This is a genomic window from Streptomyces polygonati (assembly GCF_042650325.1).
Lineage (GTDB): Bacteria > Actinomycetota > Actinomycetes > Streptomycetales > Streptomycetaceae > Actinacidiphila > Actinacidiphila polygonati.
Map to the genome: position 1 here is coordinate 228,046 of NZ_JBHSBB010000005.1, position 21,658 is coordinate 249,703.

A 21,658-nucleotide genomic window follows, 5' to 3' on the forward strand; every position below is an offset into this window, starting at 1 on the left:
ATGAGCCAGCGGCTACCGAGTCAAGGGACTGCAAAGCCCCTCCAAACCCGCAGGTCGTGAAGGGTTCTTCCCGCGCAGGCGGGGGTGGTCCGCAGTTCGCGGAGGCGGCCCGGTTCGGGTTCCGGTTCTTCCCGCGCAGGCGGGGGTGGTCCGCCACTTTGGCCGATTGATGTCCCAGGTCTGTAGTTCTTCCCGCGCAGGCGGGGGTGGTCCGGAGCGCACGTGATCGCCCGTATGACCTGGCAGGTTCTTCCCGCGCAGGCGGGGGTGGTCCCGCTCCCCGGCCAGTTCCTCGGCCGGCACCTGCGTTCTTCCCGCGCAGGCGGGGGTGGTCCGGCGTGCGATCGACGCCTCTTCCGGCGGTTTTGGTTCTTCCCGCGCAGGCGGGGGTGGTCCGCCGGCCAAACCGGCGCCGATGCCCCCGTCCGCGTTCTTCCCGCGCAGGCGGGGGTGGTCCGGCGGTCGGTGAAGCCGACCCGCAGCGGGTTGAGTTCTTCCCGCGCAGGCGGGGGTGATCCGCTGATCTCGGGGCGCATCACCTGGGTGGTACCGTTCTTCCCGCGCAGGCGGGGGTGATCCGGTCCCCTGGCTGCTGCACCACCACCACGGCATGTTATTCCCGCGCAGGCAGGGGTGGTCCGGGGAGTTCAGGCAGCGGCTGCGCCAGCTCGGTACCGACTACCAGCGGGGCGGGTCGTGCACCGACTCGCACGGCCCGGACCCGATGGGCCGCTGCGACTACTCGTCGCATTCGGCGTCGGTCAGGATGCGGTCGCCCGGGTCAGTGCGCACCGAGCAGTGCCACACATGCTGGGCCGGAGCTGCCGTGCCGGCCTGCGTGACGCGCAGGTCCAGCGCGGCGGCCAGCCGGGCGAGGGTGGCCTTCGGGTCGGGGTCGGGGCTGGTGTCGCGGCCGGGGTCGGGAGCGAAGCCGTCCCACGAGCCGACGAGGTGGGGGTCGGTGTGCTCGTCGCGCTTGCCGGGGCCAAAGAGGTAGACGAGCACGCCGTGGGTGCGCGAGCCGCGCCGGATCTTGGGGACCATCAGAGCCTCCTGCGCGCCAGGGTGTCGGCCGTGTCATCGACCCGGACGAAGATCCGGGTCAGCACGCCGAGTGCGTGGTCGAGTTCGCCGGGGCGGGACTGGCCGCCGGAGTTGTAGACGTACGCGATCTGGTTGATGTTATTGCCGACACGGGAGACGGCGGTGCGCAGGGCGGCCAGCTCGTCGATCGCCGCGTCGAGCTGCTCGTTGCTCTGCACGGGCAGCGAACCGCGGGCGGCCGTGAGGGCGGCGGCGGCGAGGAAGCGTGCGACGGTGACGGCGCGCAGCTGGGCGGTGGCGCCGATCTCGGTCTTCTCGGCGAAGGACAGGCGCGTGATCAGCTTGTGGGTGCGCTGGCTCGGGTCGCGGGCACGGCGGCGCGGAGCGCGGTCGGGAAACGCGGGCACTGGCGGGATGGGCTGCTCGCGCGGCGCGCGGTCGGCTGCTTGTCCCCCTGCGACCGGCGCCCCCTGGTGCCGGGAGTCCAGCTGGTCCCCGTGCGCCCTCGCGCGGGGACCAGCCGGGCCTCCCCCGCCCCCCTGGGCGGGGGCAAGTGCGATCGACGGGCCGTAGGACCGTCGACCGCGACAACTTGCTCCGCCAGGAGCCGAGTTGCCCTGTCGCTGCTGATCAGGGGCGGTGGCCACCGGGTCGTTGGCGGTCACCGATCCGACTCCGCGTCCTGCTGGTGGACCTCGTGCAGGAAGTCCTGTGTCCGGTCCATGGCCAGGACGGGGTGGTGCAGCGTCCAGGTGCGGTCGGGCCCGGGTTCGGCGTGGTAGAGGTGACCGCTGTGATACAGGACGGCTAGCCAGGTGTCCACTTCAGCCGGGGTGGGCGGACTGCTGCGCATGGCGGTGCTCTCAGGTCGGTTGGGAGGGAGGAGTCGGAAGGTGACGGTAGGGGGTGGTGGCCGGGTGGTTGTTCTGTTTGCGGATCTGGGCCATCAGGGCGGTCAGCGTGTCGCTGGACAGCGGAATCTTTTGACCGCGTATGGCCTGGGCGACGACCTGCCTGGTCAGCTTGTCCTCGGCTCTGACCGCCGACCGGGCAATCTCCAGCAGTTCCTCGGTGTCCGAGTAGACCGCCGGTCACCGGCCCGGCGGGGTTCGCGGTCACTGACCGGGTCGGCGGCGGCCGGTCGGTCACTGCCCGCCGGGTCACTGACCGGCTGACCTGGGCCTGCGGGTCCCCGGCCACCCGAGGCGGGCCGAGCGGCACGATGACCGGCTGACCGGCGCCGACCTGAACGGCCCGGGGTGACCGCTGACCGAACTGGTCAGCCCGAGTGACCGGATTCCCTCGGAGCGGTCGGACTGACCGTGACCGTGGCGGTCAGGTCGGTCAGGTCGGTTGTCGGGGCCTCGGGCGATCAGGATGTAGAGGTGGACGGCGCCGGCCAAGGCGAGCTGGGCGACGGTGGACAGGTAGGCGACCACGGTGTCGCCGAGCTGCAGGCGGCCAGTCGGGGCGGTCTGATCGAGGCGGAACGCGTGCAGCGCGTTCGCGTACACGCTGACCCCGGTGGCGGTGCCGACCAGCGTCCAAACGTAGAGGCGCGCCCGCAGTGGGACGGTGCGTAGGACCACCAGGGCGCGGATGCCGTAGGCGATGAACCCGTCCATGACCAGGGGCAGCAAAGGGGCGGGGCGCATCCGGCGCCGCCCAGGCCGATGACAGCCACGCGGTCCAAGCCGATGACCAACGCCGCCTCCGGCGCGCCGGGGGTGTTCACGCTGCCGTCCCGCAGCCCTCTGGGTCCAGGGGGCTGCCAGCCGTGACCGGGTGGTGGAGTGGAGTCTGTCGGGTGGTGTTCGGTGGGCTGGCAGACGACCTGGTTCTGCCAGGTCTGGTCCTCCAGCGGCCGGTGGTGGGCGGGGGTGGGCGTCGTGCTGGGCACGCGGGGTGTGCTCCGATCGCTCTCTTCGTGCGTAAGCGGCGTCGACGTAGGTGCCCGGTCGGGAAGTTCATTTGGGCGGCGTTGGGGGCGGACCCGGCGGGTGCGGCTTGACCTGGGGTCAGGCGGCGGTGCGGGTGCGTCTGCGGTCGACCGGTGCGAACTCGACCCTCTTGGTCATCTGCGCCAGGCGGGAGGCGACGCGGTCGCCGACGTGCGCCCGCAGGTCGCTGATCGCCAGGTTGGAGGTGATCAGGGTCGGCAGGCAGTGGTTGTAGCGGCGGTTGACCAGCCGGTACGTGATCTCCTCGACCCACTCGCTGGCCTTGGCCGCGCCGAGGTCGTCCAGGATCAGCAGCGGCACCCGGCTGATGGCCGCCAGCTCCCGCTCGCTGTCCGCCCCGGCCCTGGGGCGCAGTTCGGCGTACAGGTCGGCCGCCGTCGTCGCCCGCCACCGCACCCCGACACCCGCCCCGACCAGGGCTCGCACCGCCCCGTACGCCTGGTGTGTCTTGCCTGCCCCGACCACCCCGGCCATCAGCAGCGAAGGCCCCGTCGCGACCTGCCGCCGCGCGCCGGTGCCCGGCGCGACCGCCTGCGCGGCGACCTCTGCGACCCAGCCGAGAACCTGGGGGTGGTCGGCCACCGCGCTCCGGTAACGCGGCGGCATCCCGGCAGCGAGGGCGTCCAGCGGCGAGTACGCCCCGGACTCCTCCGCCACGGCGGTTGTCGGATCGATGTTCCGGGCGGCCAGGATCCGGGCGAGGCGGTCGAGGGTTCCGGCTCCGCCGAGGGTCTGCGGTTCGCGGGTTCGGGTGCGCATCACAGCTCCTCGGCATAGGCGGTGGCAGGGTCGGCGGGGTTGGTCCATGCCCTGTGAGCGGGCACGGTAGACCCGAATCCCGGACGGGCCAAACCAGCCCCCGATCCGCCGGGGGCGTTCATGGCGTCGTTGACCAGGCTCGGCAGCCGCGTCGGGTGGCCCTGGATCCCGGCGTACCGCCGCAGCCCGGCACGGACGTGCTCCGGGGTGATGCCCTCGTCCAGCAGCTTCCTGGTGATCCGCCCCAGGTGCCCGATCACGTCCTCGGGGGGCCGCCGGTCGCACGAGGCGACGTACTCGCCGATCAGCTCCTTCGCCGAGACGCCGCCCGCGCCGGGCGCATCGCGCCCCGTAGGAAAGAAAGATCCAGGATCCAAGATCCTAGATCCAGGCGCCGAGCCCTCGGAGAGTATTCGGGGAGTCTTCGGCGAGGGTTCGGAGAATGCCTTCTGACCTGGGGTTTTGCCAACGCCCTCGTGGGGTGTGGTCGCGGCGGCGCCGCAGGTGTCCAGGGCCGGGCCCGAGGTGGCCCGGGAGGGTGCGGGAGGGGTCGGAGCGGGCGGCGCGGGCCGATCGAGGGCTCGGGGAGGGTTCGGCGAGTCCTCCCCGAACCCTCCGGGAGCCTTCAGCGAGGGATCGGGGTGCTGGGTGCAGGGGCCCTTGCAGGGGCCGCACCGGTGGTCGGGGTGGTGACCGGTGCAGACCGGCATCCGGGACTGGCTCGGCTTGTCGATCTTCTGGTGCTCGAACCACCCGACGATGTGCAGGTACCGCTTGCCGTCGCACCCGGTGTACCGGCAGATCAGTCCGGCAATCGACAGCTGGATGAGGTCGTCTTCGACGTGTACGGCGGTGTGCTCTGCGCGCTGCGGCCAGATCACGCCGCCGATGATCGCCGCGTTGTCACGGTGCCGACCCCAGTCGTCGGCCTGCGGGAGCAGACCGATGAAGGTCAGCAGCGCGGTCACCGAGACCTCGTTGCACCGGTCGTTGATGAACAGTTCGGGCTTGATCGTGCGGATCCTCGGCACCTCAGGGGCCCTGCCCTGCCGCGATCAAGCTGCTGCGGATGAGGGTGGTGGTAGCCAGGTCGACGGTGGGCAGGCACGTCGCACCGGGGATCATGTCGGCGAGGCGGCGTGGACGGTCGGCATCCGGGCAGGCTGGACTTCCGCTGGGCGTGGCGGGCATGTGCTACTCCGTTGCTTGTAGGAGCGCGGTGCGGCGGTTCTCGTGTAAAGAAGGCGCTGCCGCCCGCGAGAGGTGAATCGGTGCCCTTCGGGGTGCCGGCCCGGCGCCCAGGAGTTGGTATCTCCCGGGCGCCGGTCGCATTTCCGACGGCTGTCCCGCGCCCTGCCTCATTGGATCCACGGCGATTCCCCCTTCCCTGCCGTGCATTCGGACGAGCGTGGACCAGCAACGTAGGCGGGGAAGCCTCTATCCATCCAGCGGATAGAGTCCCTTCGCCTGCCTTGACGCCAAAACGACATCTCCCTTTGGCGGTGCGGCTTTCGCACGACGTGATTTCGTGTGGTGACTCGACTCAGGGGATTCCACGAACCGCGATGAGTCCTGCGGCGTCCGGCAGTCGTACCGTCGAACCGGTTCCCGAGGAGGACTTCTGATGCGCAGCGTGACCTGTTCGATGAGCGTTTCACTGGACGGCTACATCGTCGGGCCGGACGGCAGTTTCGACTGGGCGCCGCCCGACGAGGAGGTCTTTCGCTTCGCCACCGACGAGGTGCGGGAGGCCGGTGTCCATCTGCTGGGACGGCGGCTGTACGAGTCGATGCTGTACTGGGAGACCGCCGGCCAGGATCCTGCGCTCGGTTTCTCGACGGGCGAGTTCGCCACGGTCTGGAAAGCGCTGCCCAAGGTGGTGTTCTCCAGCACGCTCATGGCGGTACAGGGCCGTACCCGGCTGGCTTCGAGCAGCCTGGCGGAGGAGATCGGGCGATTGCGGGCCGAACCAGGGGACGGCACCATCGCGATCGGCGGCGCGACCCTCGCCGCCGAGGCAGCCGCGTCGGACCAAATCGACGAGTACCGGGTCAGGGTCTACCCGGTGCTGGTCGGCGGCGGCATCCCGCTCTTCCCCCGGCGCGAGCGCCGGGTGGACCTCGAACTCGTCGAGACCCGCACCTTCCGCTCGGGAGTCGTCTATCTCCGCCACCGTGTAGTGCGATAGCCGCCGCGTCCGCCGATCCCTGGGAATGATCTGCCAGAGGCGGTGCCAATTACGTTTCGCTGAGAGCGAGTCGGACGGGCCGTACCCGAAGACGCAGCCGATAGTCTCCGGGTCGATACCCTGCGCGCGGGCGAGGGTGAACAGGACGTGTTCGATCCTGCCGAGCCGCTCTTCGATCGTGTCGAGGCGGCCGGAGATGGTGCACTCCCCTGGCGCGCCGGTGGCATCGCCGAGGGAGCCGGTGCGGCCGAACGTGGTGCGCTGTTCCTCGCATGCGGTCGCCAGTTGCTCGCTGTGCTCGGCGAGGGTATGGCCGGTGCGAAATGCTGCTGTCTCCAGGTCCCGGCAGCCGTCTGCCGTACGCCGTGCTCTCGTCCGCCGTGCCGTTCTCGTGCCGACCGGCCATCAGCGCTTCCGCGTTCGCGGAACTACGCGCATGCGACAACGGACCACCATGGTTTGGTGCGGGGATCCGTTGGTCTTCCCGGTGGGTGATGTCCGCTCGCCCATCAGCTGCTCACTGATCCCGACCAGGTCGGCCGGCGTCGCTTGGTCAACCCGGACCACTCCCGCGCCCAGGTGAACGCCTCCGGCTCCTGGTAAAGCCTGCTCGGTCGGAATGATCGTGGTTGGCGGACATGGTGATGCGGAAAGGCATGGCAGGACGGAACCGGAGTCGGTTGCCCGCTCTGCCGACCGCGCAGAGCGGGCGAGCGGTCAGTCCGCCTGGTGGGCGGCCCAGTCCTCGCGGGCCGCGATGAGCGTCGGCAGGACTTCGTCGTGAAGCCGATCGGCCTGAGCGCGTAACTGCACCGCGATCTCAGCGAGTTCCTCCGGATCCAGGCCGACAATCCGACGGCCCGTGCAGACCTGGATGTTCACCACCGGCACGCGCAGGCGAGGGTCCGCGTCATACGGGTTGCAGTCGATGCTCCCCTCGAAGACCGCGTCATCCTCCGCCTCGTCCCTTCTGTCCGTGCTGGTGAGGGGCATCATCGCGCCCTCGAAGGAGTTCCGGTGGTTGATGTCGACCAGCCAGACCGGCAACAGGTCCAGCGACACGCCGACCTCCGTCGGATCGTCCTCGGCCCACTCGGGCAGATAGCCGGACGCGGCAAAACCGGCTGTAGTGGTGATCGTCCACGAACCCGGTGTGCTCCACGGCCTCGGCTGCTCCAGCGGGACCGCAGGCTGGGGGTCCTGGGGTATGTGCTGCTCGTTGATCTCGATCTCCTTCTCCACAAGAAAACAGGTGTACTGCTGGTGCCGCGGCCGACCACACCTGGGGCGCTATCCCTCCTGCTCGGAAAGGAGCCACACCGCAGGTGCGCTTGGCGGATTGCCATAACCCAGGCCAGATCCGAAAGAGGCCGTTCAGGCGGTCACGGAGTTCGCCAACTCCGAGGTCACCGAGTCGAGACGAATGAGCAGAACACGTCGCTCTCCGCAGAGGGGATAGCGCAGCTCCAAGAGCGGCCCGCGGTGTCTCTTCTCGAACCCTCATCAACTCGCCTGTCCTGCCTGGGGGATCTTGACGAGGCACCAGGTGCACGTTCCGTCGGGGCTGACTCCCCACTCGTCCGCTACGACGGAGACCAGGAGCATGCCGCGTCCGCTCTCCTCGTCCGGCCCGGCCGCCCGGACCTGCGGCCGACCGGGCGATCCGTCGTCCACCTCGATCACGAAGGCGTCAGCGGCGCGGGCGAGCCTGAAAGCGATCGCGTCGTCCGCTCCGTACCGCAGGGCATTGGTGACCAGCTCGCTGATCAGCAACTCGGCGCTCTCGACGAGCCCGGGATATCCCCAGCGCGCCACCATGGCGGCCCCGATGCGGCGAAGACGTCCGACCCACAGTCCATCGTCCTCCGACACCCTGTCGCCATCGCGATGGAGTTCACGCTCGATGCGGAGGGCCAATTCGTCGAGTACGGGCTCCGCGTGCGCCGGGCTCTGGGCGAGACGTTCCGGGGAGTGGGCAGTCATTGAGGACCCGCTCCCCACGTACGGCTGCCGGGTCGGTCGGTTGGAGTGGTCCGGCTGACCTGTCCGTCGCGAGGGCTACTGCCGGGTTGAGAAGAGACAGTCTCTTCTTCACGCTCATCTGATCCTCCTTCCGGCTTGCCGGGAGTGACGCGCATGCTCTTCCCTCCCGGGACCGTGGTGTTGGCGGGTACGTTGAGTGTTCCGCCGATCACAGAGCCACGGAATGAGGTCAAGGCCCGTGAGCTGGTGAAGGTGGTGAAAGATCGCTCCGGCGCGGGAGGACACGAAGATGGCGCGTAGCCGTAATGAGAAGTTGGCGCAGGTCATCGCCCAAGCAGGGTGGTCGCACGCGCAGCTGGCGGCGGCCGTCGTGCGCGTCGCCACGGAGAACGGCATCAGCGCGTGCACGGCCGTCGGACGGTCGCATGTGACCTACTGGGTGGGAGGGACGGTGCCCTCCGGCGAGGCGCCGTTAGTGTTGCGCGAAGCGCTGTCCCGTCGCCTCGGCCGTCATCTCACGCTGGACGAGATCGGTCTCGCGGACTCCTCCGCGACGGCGGTCGGCGCTCTGGACTGGCGTACTGATGCCTTGGTGAGCTTGGCGGAGTTGGGGAGGGTGGAAGTGGACGAGGAGCGGCGTCGCCTGCTCAGCCGGTCGGCGTATTCGCTGGCGGCCCTGGCACTTCCTTCGCCGTCGCGGCCGGAGCCCGCCGCGCGGCCGGTCGCACGTGCTGGCGGTGGTCGCACGCTCACCGTGGGAGCGGCGGACGTCGAGGCCGTACGCGACATGGTGCGGTTCTTCTCGCAGATAGACCAGAAGCGGGGCGGCGGTCATGGACGTACCGCCGTGGTGGCATACCTGCGGACCGAGGCGCTGGGCTACCTCAACGGATCGTTCGCCGACGACCACGTCCGTCGGGCGATGTTCTCTGCCGCCGGGGAACTGGCCTACCTTGCCGCGTGGATGGCATTCGACAACGACGAACACGCTGTGGCACAGCCGTACTTCACCACGGCCGTGAAGCTTGCCGTCGAGGCCGAGGACGCCCCGCTGGCCGGCCACATCCTGCGGGCGATGGCCCATCAGGCTCTCGAACTCGGCCACGGCCCGGAAGCCGCGCGTATCGCCTCAGCCTCCGTGGAGGGCGACCGCTACCGGCTCGCCTCCCCACGCGAGCGGGCGCTTCTCGGGGTCGTTCACGCCCGGGCCCTGGCTCACATCGGCGACCAACGCGGCTCCGCCGCTGCCCTGCTGCGCGCCGAGGACGACCTTGCCTCGGCCGGCCCCGGTCGCGAGGAGCCAGGGCGGACGTTCTTCTTCGGCGAGGCCAGCCTCGCCCACGAGACCGCCCGCACACTCCAGGCATCCGGCGATACCGGAGGCGCCCTGCGCGAGTTCCGCCGCAGCGTCCGCACCCGAAACGCCACGAGCTTCTCTCGCACCCATGCGGTGACCCTTGGCTATCTGGGCTCCATTCAGGCAACGACCGGCCGGGTGGAAGAGGCGTGTGCGACCTGGAATCGCGCGCTCGACACCATGGCGGGCGTCACCTCGGGCCGCACCCGCCAGACCGTGGTGGACATGCGACGTACGCTGTCGCCCTTCCGGCGGCGCGGTATCGACGCGGTGGCCGAACTCGACATGCGGGCGGCCCAGTTCCTGGGGCGCCCGGTAGCCTGACCACCTTGGCACGCTGCCCGGCCACAGCGCCGGGAAAGGGGAAACGGTGAGCGAATCCTACGAGGTCACAGCGCTGGCCCACGTCGTCGGCGGCCGCAAGGAGCCCACGGACGACTACTGGGGCGGCACTCGGTCCATCATCCGGATCGACCCTTCCTTCCCGGCGGACTCCACGGCCGGACTCGCCGACTTCAGCCACCTCGAGATCGTCTTCCGCTTCCACCTCACCGACCCCGCCGACCTCCACCCCGGCGCCCGCCGGCCCCGCGACAACCCCGACTGGCCTCCGGTCGGCATCTTCGGCCATCGCAACATGCGCCGCCGCAACTGGCTCGGAGTCTCCCGCTGCCGCCTCCTCCACGTCGACGGACTCGACCTCCACGTCGAAGACCTCGACGCGGTCGACGGCACCCCGGTCCTGGACATCAAGCCGTGGTTTGCCACCATGGGCCCACGCGGCGAGATCCATGAGCCCGAGTGGCCCGGCGTCATGCTCGCCGACTACTTCGCCCCGCACCACGACTAAATTGTTGGCGCGACGCTGTATGTGAGCTGCGGAGCCGATCTTCCGGGCCCGCTGCCCGACAACGGCACCCGCACCGGCCTTCTGATCCGTGAACTGCACAGCGCCTGGCGCGGCCCGGGGGACGCGCGGTAAGGACAAGGCGTGGGTGGCCTTCTCGGTAAGGCGGGTGGCCACAGAAGCGATGAGATCTTGCTGGCCGCGCAGGACGACGTTCACGGCCTGCCGGGTGACGAAGGTACCTCGGGCCACTTGGGCGTTGGTGCTTGCAACCAGTGCTATTGACCCAACTGCACCGAGAAGCGACGTAGATGCCAGAGCCAGTTGTACTCTCTGTGAACGAAGGTTCCGCAGCGCAAGCAGGATGTGGGGGCATCTGACGGCTCGATGCGGTTGTGACCCGGGGGACGGGAGTAGCGCGCGTGGCCGCATTCGGCGGGCGTATGAAGATTGTGGCCTACCTCAACCACGAGAAGACGCTGTTCTATCGCTTGGTCCTGGGTGTGTTGCTGGACGAGGAGGCCCGTCTCGGCGTCCACCTCAGCACGGCGCAGATCAAGCAGCGGGTCCAGGAAGACCTTGCAAACGAACCGGACCTTTTGGAGGCCCTTCCGGCGGTCGAGGGCCTGCTCGAAGACCTGAACGGCTGGCGGAATGTGGACCGGATTCACAACACCCGGCACACCACCACGCCCGAGGAGTACCTACAACGGGACTACCTGTACCAGCTGACCTCGGCCGGCGCCCGGGTCCATCGCGAGATGACTCGAATCGACGAGGACATGTCAGATGCTGGATCACTGCAGGCATCGATGCTTCCGGAAATCCTCTCATCCCTTGCGGCACTGTTGCGTGCCATTCGCGAGGAGGACGGCGACCTCAGCGGCGACCTCGGCGCTTTCCGGCGCACGACGGAGGGATTCGTGCGGCTGTCGGAGGACGCGAAGCTCTTCGTCCAGGGCCTCAACGGCTCGCTGGCTTCGGAGGAGATCAGGGATCCGGAGGCGTTCATCGCTTACAAGAATGTCGTGGTGGGGTATCTGCAGACCTTCACGGTCGTCCTGCACCAGAGCGCTCCTCCGATTGCGAAGCTGATCACTCAGTTGGAACAGGCGGGGCTCCTGGCCCGGCTCACCGAGATGGCGGCGCTCGAGGCCGCGCCCGTCCTGGGTGTCAGCCACGAGGAGGTCGTCGTCCGTGAGGCGCAGCGGATGCGAGAGCTGTGGGAAGGACTGCGTCGCTGGTTCGTAGCCGCCGGAGATCGTCCGCCGGTCGCCGAGCTGCTGCTCGACCGGGCCTCCGATGCGATCGCCTTCATCATCATGACCGTCGGGCACATCAACGACCAGCGGTTCCGGCGGGCGAGTCGGACGGCTGACCTGGTGGCCCTGGCCGGCTGGTTCGACGGCTTCGACAGAACCGGCGGCGGGCGGGAGACCACCTCCTTGTGGCGTACGGCTTTCGGCTCCTACTCGTCCCGGCATCTGGGGAATCCCGGTGCATTCGAGGACGACTGCGATGTGCGACCCGAGGTCGGCTGGTGGCAGAGTGAGCCGGCTCCGGTGTCTGCAGAGTTGCGCTCGCGTGGGCCTCGGGCGCACGCGGGACCTCCGCCGAGGGTCCGCGACCCGCGGCGCGCCAAGAGCCTGTTGGCCGCCCGGCAGAAGCAGGAACATGCGACAACGGAAGGTGCGGAGTTGTCGCTGGCAGCCAGAGGCCCGGTGCGGCTGTCGGAACTCGGTCGGCTGAATTCTGCCGAGGCGGAGGTCTTCCTGAACTGTCTGGGGCTCGTCCTGTCGACGCGGCAGCGAAGCGGGGGCATCCGGCGTACGCGGACGCCCGACGGCCGCCTGTTGATCACGCTGAGACCCGCGGCGGAACGGGCGGCCGCCGCCGTGGAGCTGCGGGGCGGAGCGCTGAGCACGCAGGATTTCGAGTTGACGCTGTCGGTGGAGGAGCGTGGGCGCCGGTGAAAGGCTGGACCGGGCAGGAGGGACACGAACGCCGCGAGGTTGTTCGCACTCTGCTGCACACCCCCGTGCTTCGGCGCGAGGGCCGGCACAGGCGACTGGTCGATCAGGCCCGTCGGCACGAGAAGGAACTGCGTGCTTGGTTCGACCGCCAGTTGGGCTGGCCGCTGCTGGTCGAGCGCGACCTGATTCGGCTGCTCAAGATCCCCGAGGATCCCGGGCGCTATCCCGATCCGACCGTCCCCACCCCGAGGCAGTGCGCACTGTACTGCATGCTGTTGGCGGTCCTGGTCGACTGCGCTGGGCAGACCGTGATCAGTGAGCTTGCCGACCGCGTGACCGCTCTCACCACCGCGCACCGCGGTTTGCGCAGGTTTGACGCCACCTCGACACGGGAGCGCCGTGATCTGGTCGCAGCGCTCCGGCTCCTCGCGGAGGGCGGCATTCTGCGGTCTCCCCGGGAGGCAGGCGTCACGGTCGACTCGGAACAGGCATACGTCGCCGGCCACGGCAATGCCGTGTACGACGTCGACCACCGCTTGGCCGCCTCCGCCGTGGTCTGCCCGGTCCCTCCCAGTCAGGCCGCCGGCCCGGAAACGCTACTGCGCGTCACCGAAGGGGACCCCGGGCGGGGGGCCAGGACCGATACCGAGCTTCGGCAGGCGCTCATGCGCCGTCTGGTCGACGACCCGGTCGTCTACATGGAAGACCTGCCGTCGGACCAGCGGGAGTACCTGTCGGTTCACCGGGAGGAGTTGGCGGCGGAACTCGTCCTCGGGCTCGACACTCGGGTGGAGGTGCGGGCCGAGGGTCTCGCGATCGTCGACTCCCGCTTCTCTGACACGGAGTTCCCTGCGGCCAGCGCTGTCTCGGTGGCGGCGCTGGCACTCGCGGACCTGCTGGCCGCAGAGGCCGCCCCGGGGCAGACAGGCAGCTTCATAGTCGGGAACGACCGACTCTTCGAACTGGTGGGCCTGGTCGCGGAGCAGATCCGCCGCGTCGTTCCGAACATCGAGCGCAAGCCCGTGACCGGCTCCGTCGTGCTGAGGTATTCCGTGCCCGTGCTGATGCAGTTCGGGCTCGTCGACCCTCATGAGGACGCTGTACTCGTCCGTCCTGCCCTCGCCCGCTACCGCGACCCTTCGGGACGCGGCGCCCGTGTCACCGGGGAGAACTTGTTGCTCTTCGGCCAGGACCCCGACGTGCTCCGCCGGAGCAGGCCGCAGCCCTCTCGCCCCTCGCCCCCGGAAGGTCCGCCCGATGGCATCGCCGACTGACCGAACACCGTCGCCCGCGCTGCAGCGCATCCTCGACGGGGAGCTGCCGGTACCGGAACGGGAGCGGTTCCAGCAGCTGCGTCTGGGCCTCATCGGTATGTGGGAGTACGAGGAGCAGGAGTTCGTCTCCTACCGCAACGGGCTGATCCTGCGCGGGCGGAACGGGGCCGGGAAGACCAAGGTGATGGAGGTCACCAGCCCGCTGCTGCTGGACGCACTGCTCAGCGCTCGGCGGCTGGACCCGTTCGGCTCGACCGCACGCCCGATGCGGGACAACCTCCTGCATCGAGGGCGCGGCCATCGCGTCGGGTACAGCTGGTGCGAGTACGGGCGCGTCACCGAGGACGGCAGCTTTGAGTTCGTCACCATCGGTATCGGGATGAGGGGCAGCACGTCCGTCAAGGGAGGAGTCCACAAGCCCTGGTTCTTCGTCACCGCCAAGCGTATCGGCCAGGACTTCAGTCTGCTGAACGAGCAGAGACAGCCATACCTGCGCAAGCAGCTGGAGGTCCGGCTGGAGCCCGACGACGTCTTCGAGGAGCGGCGCGCGTACCGAACAGCCGTCGCCAAGCGCCTGTTCGGCTTCGGTGTCGGAAAGCTGGCTGCCCTGGTGGAACTCCTGCTGGTCCTGCGTAAGCCGAAGTTGAGCGAGAACTTCAACGGCGAGCGGCTCAGCCGGATGCTGAGCAACGGACTGCCACCGGTCAGTACGGCCTTGCTGGACGACCTAGCCGTCCGCTTCGATCAGTTGGCTCGAGACCGCGACGACCTGGAACAGCAGGAGCGGCATCAACTGGGCATGTCTTCCTTCCTGTCGGTGTATTCCCGCTACGCGCGCCGGTGGACCAGGAGCATCGCTGAACGGTTGGCCGAGGCGGATTCCCAGCTCACCGAGGCGCGACAGAGCAGTAAGAACGCTGCCGACAAGGTCGACCGGACCGGGAAAGCACTGAAGGATAGGCAGGAAGAGCGGCAGCGTTTCCTGGACGAGCGCGAGACGTTCCGGATCGCCGTCGAGGAACTGCGCACCGACCCGCTGATGGATCAGCACGAACTCCTCAGCCGGCTTCAGGAGCAGGCCGAGGAAGCGGAAGCCAAGCTCCCCGACCTCCGGCAGCGTCTGGAGGCGGCAGCGTCCGCCACGACTGCGGCGGAACGCGCAGCAGCCGAGCAGTCTCGGCTTCTCGAAGCAGTTGCCGCCGTGCTGCTGGACGCCGAGGGGCAGGCTCTGACACGGGCGGGCAGAACTCGCATCGGGGATGCCCACATCGAACTCGCCGCCGTTGTCCGCAAGGACCCCGCCCAGGCGGAGGCCGCGCTCCTGGGCCACGTCGAAGCCCGCGCGAACGTTCTTCGGCGTGCCGTCGCTCTGGCCCAGGCCACGCAGAACGCCAAGGCCGCACGCGATCAAGCAGACGAAGCCCTCCAGAAGACCTTGGCGATGCGCGGAACGGCCAAACGGACCGCGGACGAAGGCGAGAAGCACCTCGCCGAACGGATCGATGAGCTGCGGGTCAAGCTCGTCGACTGGAGTGAGCGGTGCCAGGAACTGCTCCTGAGCGACGTCGAACTGGGTGAGCTCCAGTCACTGGCGGCGACCTTCGGCCTTCCGGGCGCCACCATCCTCTCCCAGGAGGTCGCCCGCCTCGCCCGCCCCCGAGGGGATCTGCTCGCTCAACAGGCATCAGACCTGGTCGCCGAAATCCGTATCCTGCAGGAGGAGAGGGACCAGACTGCCGCCCGGCGGCTGCGCGTCGCCCAGGAGACGGATCCCTTGCCGACGGCCCCGACGCACGAGCGGCGGGATCGTAGCGTCGCCGCCGACGGCGCTCCGTTGTGGCGGCTGCTCGACTTCGCATCGGACGTCGACGACCGGGCCCGGGCGGGCCTGGAGGCCGCTCTGCTCGGTTCGGGGGTACTGGATGCATGGGTCACACCTGCGGGAGGGCTGCTGGACGGCAGCACTCTTGACAGTCTCCTGCCCACTGACCGGCAGCCTGTCCTCGGCCGTTCCCTCGCTGACGTCCTGCACGCCGTCGACCACGAGATCGTTCCGTCACGGGTGACCACGAGCGTTCTCGCCGCTATCGCGCTCGCCCCCGCAAACGCGGAGCACCCGCCGGGTGATTGGGTGTCGACCGACGGCTCCTGGCGGATCGGCCCGATCCACGGCCGTACCACGGCGACGCAGGCGGCTTACATCGGCGCCGCCGCCCGCCAGGCCGAGCGCCGCCGTCGGCTGCGGGCGCTGGACGATCAACTCTTCGAACTGGACGGCCAAATCGTACAGATCAACAAACGGCAGCAGCGCCTCAGCGAGCGGATGGACGACCTACGGGCCGAGTGCGACGAAGTCGCCGACTTCGACCTGCCGCTGCGAGACTGCCAGGTCGCCTTGTCGGCGGCAAGGCTCGTACTTGAAACGCACAGCGCACAAAGCCAAGTCGACAAGGCGGCGCTGGACGAGAACGAGACCACCTGGAAGGAGGCATGCGCGGAGCTTGAGTGCTACGCCAGGCAACGCTCAACCGACACGCGGCTGGAAGCACTGGCCACGGAGCAGCAGGCGCTCGCTGAATACAGGTCCAGCCTTGGCGACCTCTTTCGCCAACTGGCCGCCTGGTTTGCCCGGGCTGAGCAGTGCGCCAGCGCTGGCAAACTGCTGACCACCTGTCGAGCCCATCAGAAACTGGCGGGGACCGACCTGGGCGACGCCGAGCGCGATGCCAAGAGGAAGCGCCGACGGCATGATGTACGGCGCAGTGTTGTCGGGGCGGATGTCGACGATGTGCTGAAGAAACTCGCCATTGCCGAGGCGGGCCTCGCGAAGAACCTCGCCATGGAAAACGGGAGCCTGGCTGCTCTGGAGGCTGCAATCAAGCAGGACACGCTCGCCCAGGCGGCGCACGCCCAGGCCCACAGCATCGTCGAGCAGCGCGAGCAGGCTTTGGACGAGCGGGGTGGACACTACCGGGAGCTCGGCCGGCTCGGGCTCCTCGCGCTGGCCTCCGCAGAGGAGCCGAACGTGGACGCACTCGACGCTGTCGCAGCTGCACACGCTCTGATCCGGCAGCTCGTCGACGATCCCTCGGATCTGCGGGCCCTCGACCAGGCCCGCGACGATGTGGACCACGCCCGCCAAGATCTCGAGGTCGTGCTGGCGGGTCCGGACTGGAAGGTACGGGCTAGCAACGAGGACCGGCTCGTCTCCGTTCGCCTGTTCCACAACGGCCAGAACCTCACTGTCGCGGAAGGGCTCGCGATCGTCCAGCGGGAAGTCCGCGAGCGAAACCGCCTGCTCGACGCGACTGAACACGACCTATTCGCGGAGGTCCTGCTCGGGCAGGTGGGCGACCATCTGCGCCGTCGCCGTGCACGGGCCAAGGCGCTCATCGATGAGATGAACAGGCTTCTCGGATTGCGCCGCACGGCCTCGGGGCATGTCATGCGCTTGGTATGGGAGCCGGATCCCGACAGGGGCGACGAGACCCGTGAGGCACTGGCGACGCTGGACCTGCAGGCCAGCCGGTTCCTTCCCGACGAAGCCCGCGAACACTTGATCACTTTCCTCGGCCGACAGATTGCCGTGGCCAGGGAGGCAGAAGGCGGAGTGGACTGGAAGAGTCACCTGCGCATCGCCCTCGACTACCGCACCTGGAGCCGGATCCGCGTCCAGTACAAAACCGGCCTGCAACAGAGATGGACCGACATCGACGCCGGTATGCACGGCAAAGGATCGGGCGGGGAGAAGGCCGTCATGCTGCAGCTTCCCCTCTTCGCCGCCGCCGCGGCCCACTACGCCGGAGCTGCGCGGACCGCTCCGCGCCCGGTGTACCTGGACGAGGCGTTCGCCGGCATCGATGTCGAGATGCGGAGCGAGTGCATGGGACTGCTCATCCAACTCGACCTCGACTTCGTCATGGCGAGCCATGACGAATGGGGTTTCTACGAGGAAGTCCCAGGTGTGGCGACCTACCAGTTGTTTCGCGATCCGCAGACGGAGGGAGTCCTCACCACCCCCATCATTTGGGACGGGGCCCAGCGGCACCTCATGCTCGATCCGGCGCTGCTCGGCGGCAGCAGCCTCGACTTTGACGCTGACGACCAACTCGGCGACGACGAACAGGCTGACGACGACACCGACGAGGACGAAGATCTGGACGACGAGCCTGAGAGCGAGGAGGAGTTCGAGGACACGGACGAGGACGCCACCACCTACCGCCGGACCGGGGGGCTGCTGGATGACATGGACCTCGACTGACGTGGGAACCCGGGTCGCCCTCCACCCCGATCTCGCGCAGTGGGCGGCCAGCCCGGGCGGGGCCCTGTTCTGTGCCCGCGTGCGCCAGCACATCGCCAACGGTGGAAAGATGGACCGCCGCCTTAGCCTGCGGATGACAGACCGTGAACGCGCCGATCTCATCGACCTGTTCGGTAACGCCGTCAATGCGACAGGCGTTCAGCTTGCACGCGCCGACACAGTGCTGCGTGGCAGTCGGCACACCCTGCCGCTCCGGATGCTGATCATCGGTGCCGGCGGGCCGATCCGCACGAAGCGCGGCCAGGCCCGGTACCGAGCCATCATCAAACGTGATCGCCTGATGCGGGAACGTGCCGAGACTCTGGCAGCCATCGCCGACGTAGCGGAACTGGCCACAGAACATGAACTGCTCGCGTCACTGTTGGACGACAACAGACGTGTGCCCCCTGATGGCTCACGCGCCGCAACTCCTCACTGGGTGACGTACTGCGCCGCGTTGCGGGCAGCAGCCGAGTGGTTCCGCACCGAGAGTCGCGGCTGGAAGTGCAGCGAGCGTGAACTGGCATTGCTGGCACTCGGTGGAACTAAGACATGGACCAAAGCCTCCAAGGCTGCCTTCGCCAACCTGGTCGGCCTCCCGTTCACGGAGGCCGTCCACACCAGCGACACGGGCCTGAGGATGACCGGCCCGGCCGAATGGCACCGGCAGGGCCTTGTAGCGGACCTCACCCTCGCTGAGCCCTTCATCGAGCTCCCCGGCTGGGCGGTTACGAGAGACGGCCGGTTCGACCTCCAGGCTTGTGGCATCTTCCTCATCGAGAACCAGGAGACTTTCGAAGCGGTCGCCTCGCGCACCAGCGTCCCCAGAAACTGGCTCTGCATCTGGACCGAAGGATTCGCCTCCAGAGCACTGGTGCACTTCCTAAGTAGCTGCGTGCCCGAGTCGTTGCCGATCACGGCCTGGGGGGATCTCGACCCGCCGGGCATCGACATCATCCTCGACCTCGCGGACAGGAGCGGTCGCAGCATCCAGCCGATCGCGATGGACGCGGAGCTGTACCGTCGCGGGTGCAAACTCGTGGAGGAACCGTCTGAGCTCGAAAAGTGGCTGAACAGGGCAAAGCAGCAGGCCGACACCGTCCCGAGTCACTTCAAGGGTCTGGTGGCCGCCATGATCGAGCACGGAGGGCTCCGCTGCGAACAAGAGGGCCTGCACGAACAGGTTCTCCCGTATCTGTACAGTCGGCTGGCCGAGCTGAAACCGTTCTGAATCCGTTCGGGATCGCGGACAGCTCCGCCGGCGAAGTCGAGCATCGCCCTATCACCTCAATTTTTTAGAACCAAACACCCAGCAGCAGCCCCCATACGTAAATCTGCTTCCTGGCAGGTCGCGCTCACATGTGCCTGCAGTGAAGCGAAGCTGTGCTTCGTCAGCCCTTCGGGGCGCACGGGATCGTGTGCATTACGCAATGACGCCGCAGCCCGGATGGTTCCTCTTTGATCGGGCGCAAGCAAAGAGGAACGGTCCGCAACTGAAGGTCCGCCAGGCCGAATGCAGAACGGCGAGCAATTCTCACTCTGAGGTTACTCGAGCTGCGCCAGATGGACGTCGACCCGCTCCACTATCTGGCTCACTATCACGGATGCGCGGAACGTCCAAGCCCGGACGCTTCCCGCACTCTTGCGACGAGCTGATTCCCGCCCGCAGGAGGACCCCGTCATGGACAGCAGCAGCACGCACCGGCCCGAACCCGCGTTCCTCACCCTGCCGCGCGCTGCGGCCTACCTCGGCATCTCCGCCAACACCCTCTACGTGTGGCGGCATCGCCGCCAGGGGCCGCCCAGTTTCCGCATGGGCCGACGCGTCATGTACAGGGTCGCCGCACTCAACGAATGGGTTGATCAGCAGGAGAAGGCCGACTCTCGGTCCAATCCCGCCTTGAATCCGCTGAACCGGAAACCGCAGCGACGCACACCGTGAGGCCTTCGACTCCTCAGAGCAACGACACCCAAACGACACCGTATTCGCGTCCCACAGCGGGATCCGACCTGCCTCGAAGAAGCGTTCCCAACACCGTCGTGATCGGAAGGGCATATTCAAGCAGGCAGGGGAGCAATGATGGCAGGTTACATAGAAGACCGATGGCTCAAGAAGCGGCCGGACAAGGAAACCGGCAAACGCGAGCGCACCTCTTTGTGGGGGAAGGGAAAACGCTATCGGGTCAAAGGCATACCCGGAGTCCAGGACCGGTCCTTCGATTCCAGCGAGGACGCGAAGAAGTGGCTCGCCGTGGCCCAGGCGGACAGTTCGCGGCAGGAGTTCGTCGACCCGAGGAACGGCGACATCCTCCTCGCCGCCTACATCGAGGACTGCTGGTGGCCCAGCCGGACCGACGAACCCTCGACCGCCGCGCCCATGCGCAGCCGTGTCCGGAACCACATCATTCCGCTCCTCGGCGCGTATCCCCTGCGGGGGATCGACGCCTCAGCTCTCCGCACGTTCAAGGCGGGTCTGCTCGCACGTGTCGAGGAGTCGACCGCCGAGGTCATCTGGATCCACTTGACCACCATTCTCAACGCCGCAGTCGACGACAAGCGCCTGGCCAAGAGCCCGGTGGCAGCCAACCGCAGCGTGAAGCGGCCGAAGCCCGTCAAGAAGAAGGCGCAGGCATGGCCCCGGACGACCGCTGATTCCGTGCGGGCCGGTCTGCAGGAGCGTTATCAGCTCGCCGTGGACCTCGGGCTCGGCCTCGGACTTCGTCAGGGCGAGGCGTTCGGTCTCGGTGAAGAGGACTTCGACTTCCGGGCCATGGTCGTACGCGTCCGGCGGCAGCTCCGTTGGGACGCGAAGGGCCGACCGTATTTCTGCCTTCCCAAGGGCCGTAAGACCCGCGAGGTGCCCCTCTCCCCCAACCTCGCTCGAAGGGCGCGCCTCCACTTCCGGCGCTTCCCTCCGGTCGCGTGCACCCTGCCGTGGCGGAACCCCGAGGAGCCGACGACCGACCTCGAAGAGCGCCAGCGCAAGCCGATCACGGTGCGGCTCGTGCTCAGTTCCTCGCACGGACTGCGGATCAACTACAAGACCTGGAACGAACGGAGTTGGAAGCCGGCGCTCGCGCGCGCCGGTGTGCTCGACGAGGTCGGCCGGAAGGTGGAGCAGCACGGTGCGCGCACCCGTCGTCATCCCGTCTTCGAACGCTCGCGGCGCGACATGTTCCACGTTCTGCGGCACACCTACGCCAGCGTGCAGTTGGAGGCAGGCGAGTCCATCGTCAGCGTGTCGGCCTGGCTCGGGCACTCCTCGCCGAACATCACGCTTGCCCACTACGCCCACTTCATGCCCGGGGCTGGCCAGCGGGGTCTGGCCGTGATGGACACCTGGCTGGCGAGCGACCACCAGCGGAAAGTCCCTGAGAAGTCCCTGGTGCCGTCCTGGCTCAGCCCGGAGTCACTGAAACCGCAGGTCACGGCCATCGCATGGGGCACCGCTGACATGAAGGTCAAGTACAAGGAGACGGCCCGGGGCGGGCTCGCGGTGAACGTCATCGAGTGCTGACCGTATAGCGGCTGACCTGCGAGCCAGCGGTCAGGCGAAGTCCGCCTCAGCGAGGTCGACCACGACCGAGTTGCCGAGGTTGTTGGTGAACGTGGCCAGGGAACCGTCGACCGCCACCTTCATGAAGGGATTGGAGTCCCTCAACGACACCAGCCACACCAGGTTCCTGTCCCGATCCAAACGGGCGAAGAACCCCTCTGAGCCATGCGCGCCATCGCCGCAGCACACGTACCCGGAGCAGTCGGGAAGCTCCGCCTCCGCGCTCACGTCGATTTCGGTCACCTCGTCAGGAACTTCGGCGAGCAGCGCGTTCAGATCAAGCGGAATGCCCAGGTCGAACCAGGACAGCTTCGCACCATCGATCTCGACCACGCGGGCGGAGCCGTCCGCCCGGTACAGCCCGTCGCGGCCGGGTGCCTCACCTGCGAACCACAATTCGGAAATCCGGCTCACCA

At 68.2% G+C, this 21,658-nt stretch carries 17 protein-coding genes, 1 pseudogene and 1 CRISPR repeat array; of the genes and pseudogenes, 9 read left to right on the plus strand and 9 right to left on the minus strand.

Going from position 1 to position 21,658, the window contains the following annotated elements; all coding sequences use genetic code 11:
* Positions 1 to 63: 63 nt before the first annotated feature.
* Positions 64 to 641: a CRISPR direct-repeat array (repeat unit 29 nt; unit sequence GTTCTTCCCGCGCAGGCGGGGGTGGTCCG).
* Positions 642 to 750: 109 nt separating this feature from the next.
* From ACFO3J_RS04555 to ACFO3J_RS04580, 6 genes and pseudogenes are all read right to left on the minus strand, one after another.
* Positions 751 to 1,044: pseudogene (locus ACFO3J_RS04555) on the minus strand (mobilization protein); the annotation flags it as partial.
* Complete coding sequence (gene mobC, locus ACFO3J_RS04560) at positions 1,044 to 1,451, minus strand: plasmid mobilization relaxosome protein MobC (RefSeq protein ID WP_386426329.1); 408 nt, start codon at positions 1,449 to 1,451, stop codon at positions 1,044 to 1,046. The gene mobC and the pseudogene ACFO3J_RS04555, both read right to left, overlap by 1 nt.
* A 254-nt stretch (positions 1,452 to 1,705) precedes the next feature.
* Complete coding sequence (locus ACFO3J_RS04565) at positions 1,706 to 1,897, minus strand: hypothetical protein (protein ID WP_386426330.1); 192 nt, start codon at positions 1,895 to 1,897, stop codon at positions 1,706 to 1,708.
* A 307-nt stretch (positions 1,898 to 2,204) separates the two neighbouring features.
* Positions 2,205 to 2,669 (minus strand): hypothetical protein, encoded by a 465-nt coding sequence (locus ACFO3J_RS04570; RefSeq protein ID WP_386426332.1) that lies wholly within the window; start codon positions 2,667 to 2,669, stop codon positions 2,205 to 2,207.
* 393 nt (positions 2,670 to 3,062) lie between these two features.
* Positions 3,063 to 3,764, minus strand: a complete 702-nt coding sequence (locus ACFO3J_RS04575; protein ID WP_386426334.1) for an ATP-binding protein — start codon at positions 3,762 to 3,764, stop codon at positions 3,063 to 3,065.
* Positions 3,764 to 4,795 (minus strand): hypothetical protein, encoded by a 1,032-nt coding sequence (locus ACFO3J_RS04580; RefSeq protein WP_386426335.1) that lies wholly within the window; start codon positions 4,793 to 4,795, stop codon positions 3,764 to 3,766. The genes ACFO3J_RS04575 and ACFO3J_RS04580 overlap by 1 nt, the downstream gene beginning before the upstream one ends.
* Positions 4,796 to 5,388: 593 nt before the next feature.
* Here ACFO3J_RS04580 and ACFO3J_RS04585 point away from each other — a divergent pair.
* On the plus strand, positions 5,389 to 5,952 hold the full coding sequence (locus ACFO3J_RS04585; protein WP_386426336.1) for a dihydrofolate reductase family protein: 564 nt from the start codon (positions 5,389 to 5,391) through the stop codon (positions 5,950 to 5,952).
* A 717-nt stretch (positions 5,953 to 6,669) separates the two neighbouring features.
* On the opposite strand, the gene ACFO3J_RS04590 is transcribed toward ACFO3J_RS04585, so the two are convergent.
* Positions 6,670 to 7,194: a DUF6907 domain-containing protein gene (locus ACFO3J_RS04590; protein ID WP_386426338.1), complete on the minus strand. Its 525-nt coding sequence runs from the start codon at positions 7,192 to 7,194 to the stop codon at positions 6,670 to 6,672.
* 261 nt (positions 7,195 to 7,455) lie between these two features.
* The gene (locus ACFO3J_RS04595) at positions 7,456 to 7,935 is read right to left on the minus strand and encodes an ATP-binding protein (RefSeq protein WP_386426340.1); all 480 of its coding nucleotides are present in this window, start codon (positions 7,933 to 7,935) and stop codon (positions 7,456 to 7,458) included.
* Positions 7,936 to 8,224: 289 nt separating this feature from the next.
* On the opposite strand from ACFO3J_RS04595, the gene ACFO3J_RS04600 reads away from it, so the two are divergent.
* The 8 genes from ACFO3J_RS04600 (at position 8,225) to ACFO3J_RS04635 (ending at position 21,203) form a co-directional block, all read left to right on the plus strand.
* Positions 8,225 to 9,616, plus strand: coding sequence for a Tat pathway signal protein (locus ACFO3J_RS04600; protein WP_386426341.1), 1,392 nt, complete (start codon positions 8,225 to 8,227; stop codon positions 9,614 to 9,616).
* A 46-nt stretch (positions 9,617 to 9,662) separates the two neighbouring features.
* Positions 9,663 to 10,142 carry an SAM-dependent methyltransferase gene (locus ACFO3J_RS04605; RefSeq protein WP_386426342.1) on the plus strand — a complete coding sequence of 160 codons (480 nt, stop codon included), beginning with the start codon at positions 9,663 to 9,665 and terminating at the stop codon, positions 10,140 to 10,142.
* Between the two features lie 419 nt (positions 10,143 to 10,561).
* Entirely contained in the window at positions 10,562 to 12,112 is a 1,551-nt protein-coding gene (locus ACFO3J_RS04610) for a TIGR02677 family protein (RefSeq protein WP_386426344.1), read from the plus strand.
* Positions 12,109 to 13,386, plus strand: coding sequence for a TIGR02678 family protein (locus ACFO3J_RS04615; protein ID WP_386426346.1), 1,278 nt, complete (start codon positions 12,109 to 12,111; stop codon positions 13,384 to 13,386). The genes ACFO3J_RS04610 and ACFO3J_RS04615 overlap by 4 nt, the downstream gene beginning before the upstream one ends.
* Positions 13,370 to 17,647 carry a TIGR02680 family protein gene (locus ACFO3J_RS04620; protein WP_386426348.1) on the plus strand — a complete coding sequence of 1,426 codons (4,278 nt, stop codon included), beginning with the start codon at positions 13,370 to 13,372 and terminating at the stop codon, positions 17,645 to 17,647. Before ACFO3J_RS04615 ends, ACFO3J_RS04620 begins: the two co-directional genes overlap by 17 nt.
* Before the next feature lie 79 nt (positions 17,648 to 17,726).
* The gene (locus ACFO3J_RS04625) at positions 17,727 to 18,917 is read left to right on the plus strand and encodes a Wadjet anti-phage system protein JetD domain-containing protein (RefSeq protein ID WP_386426350.1); all 1,191 of its coding nucleotides are present in this window, start codon (positions 17,727 to 17,729) and stop codon (positions 18,915 to 18,917) included.
* A 450-nt stretch (positions 18,918 to 19,367) separates the two neighbouring features.
* Positions 19,368 to 19,628, plus strand: coding sequence for a helix-turn-helix transcriptional regulator (locus ACFO3J_RS04630; protein WP_386426351.1), 261 nt, complete (start codon positions 19,368 to 19,370; stop codon positions 19,626 to 19,628).
* 138 nt (positions 19,629 to 19,766) lie between these two features.
* A complete protein-coding gene (locus tag ACFO3J_RS04635) occupies positions 19,767 to 21,203 on the plus strand; it encodes a tyrosine-type recombinase/integrase (protein WP_386426353.1) in 1,437 nt (478 codons plus the stop codon).
* 30 nt (positions 21,204 to 21,233) lie between these two features.
* Here ACFO3J_RS04635 and ACFO3J_RS04640 read toward each other — a convergent pair whose 3' ends face one another.
* On the minus strand, positions 21,234 to 21,656 hold the full coding sequence (locus ACFO3J_RS04640; protein ID WP_386426354.1) for a hypothetical protein: 423 nt from the start codon (positions 21,654 to 21,656) through the stop codon (positions 21,234 to 21,236).
* Positions 21,657 to 21,658 lie beyond the last annotated feature (2 nt).